Origin of the sequence: Kineococcus indalonis (genome assembly GCF_009906395.1) — a bacterium.
Lineage (GTDB): Bacteria > Actinomycetota > Actinomycetes > Actinomycetales > Kineococcaceae > Kineococcus > Kineococcus indalonis.
In genome coordinates this window covers 1-1,537 of sequence record NZ_JAAALM010000719.1, presented here as the reverse complement: position 1 = coordinate 1,537, position 1,537 = coordinate 1, and the positions used below count along the sequence as shown (strand labels likewise).

The 1,537-nt window shown below is 73.7% G+C and carries 1 protein-coding gene and 1 pseudogene; one reads left to right on the top strand and one right to left on the bottom strand.

The genetic code is table 11. From position 1 onward, the window contains the following. Positions 1–272 precede the first annotated feature (272 nt). Positions 273–1,115, top strand: coding sequence for an undecaprenyl-diphosphate phosphatase (locus GTR00_RS20565; protein ID WP_166613385.1), 843 nt, complete (start codon positions 273–275; stop codon positions 1,113–1,115). Positions 1,116–1,137: 22 nt separating this feature from the next. Here the strand turns inward: GTR00_RS20565 and GTR00_RS20560 are convergent. Then, a pseudogene (locus GTR00_RS20560) lies at positions 1,138–1,440 on the bottom strand (CorA family divalent cation transporter); the annotation flags it as partial. Positions 1,441–1,537 lie beyond the last annotated feature (97 nt).

The following is a 1,537-nucleotide window of genomic DNA, read 5'->3' as shown; positions in this document are numbered from 1 at the left end:
AACCCTCACACCGCACCGCACCGCACCGCTCCGGCCGCCGGCGGGGCGGTGCGGTGCGGTGCGGTGTGAGGGTTCGGTGATCGGCCCCGGTGCCTGTCGTGCCGCCGCCCGCGGGCACCCGGCGGGCGCGGTGCGACTGGGTAGGGTCCCCGGGTGCTCACAGCCCGTACCGCCCCCAGCACCGCGCCGCGCCGCCGCGCGCGGCACCCCCTGACCTGCCGCCCGGCGCTCCGCGCCGGCCTCCCGCTGCCCGCGGGGGCCGCCGCGTGAGCATGGGCTTCGGCGAGGGCGCCCTCCTGGGGCTCGTGCAGGGCCTGACCGAGTTCCTGCCCATCTCCTCCAGCGGGCACCTGGCGATCGTGGGTACCCTCATCGGCGCCGACGACCCCGGCGCCGCCTTCACCGCCATCAGCCAGCTGGGCACCGAGGCCGCGGTCGTCCTGTACTTCCGGCGCGACATCGCCCGCATCGTCAGCCGCTGGGCGCTCTCGCTGGCCGGGCGGGTGCCGCGCTCGGACCCCGACGCCCGGATGGGCTGGCTGGTGATCCTCGGCACCGTCCCCATCGGCGTGCTGGGCCTGGCCTTCCAGGACCAGATCGAGACCGTCCTGCGCGGCTTCGTGGTCATCGGCACCACGCTGTGGCTGTTCGCGCTGCTGCTGGGCGCCGCGGACCGCTTCGGGCGCAAGGAGCGCACGCTGGACCGGCTGACCTGGAAGCACGGCCTGCTGTTCGGGCTGGCGCAGTCGCTGGCGCTGGTCCCCGGCGTGTCCCGCTCCGGCGGCACCATCACGATGGGCCTGCTGCTCGGCTACACGCGCGAGGCCGCGGCCCGCTACTCCTTCCTGCTGGCCATCCCGGCCGTGGTGGCCTCCGGCCTGTTCCAGCTGTACGACGAGCTGAGCGCCGGCGCGGGCGTGGCGTGGGGGCCCACGGTCCTGGCCACCGTCGTCGCCTTCGTCGTCGGCTACGCGGTGATCGCCTGGCTCATGCGGTACATCTCCACGCACAGCTACACCGCGTTCGTCGTCTACCGCATCGCGCTGGCCGTCGTGGTCTACGCGCTGGTGGCGTTCGGCGCGCTGCCCGCCTTCAACGACGGCTTCTCCGCCTGAGCGCGGCGCCGGGGTGCGGCGCTCAGAGCCAGCCGGAGCGCTTGAAGGCGCGGTACAGCGCCAGGCTGACGGTCACCATGAGCAGCAGGCACGCCGGGTAGCCCAGGCGCCAGCCCAGCTCCGGCATGTGCTCGAAGTTCATGCCGTACACGCCGGCGATGAGGGTGGGTGCCGCCACCATCGCCGCCACCGCGGAGATGGTGCGCATGTCGTCGTTCTGCCGCACCGAGACCTGCGCGAGGTGCGCGCTGAGGATGTCGCTGAGCAGCCGGTCGTAGCCCTCCACGTGCTCCACCGTGCGCTGCAGGTCGTCGAGCACGTCGCGCAGCAGGAACAGCGCCTGCCGCGCGCATCTACTCCCTCAAGCGCGAGGTGCTGGAGGTGCGCGCGGGGGAGAAGACCTGCTCCTCCATCTCCTCCAC

What these genes read in the sequence shown, in the direction of transcription:
- GTR00_RS20565 (WP_166613385.1), top strand. Translation starts at nt 273, where the DNA reads ATGGGCTTCGGCGAGGGCGCCCTCCTGGGGCTCGTGCAGGGCCTGACC.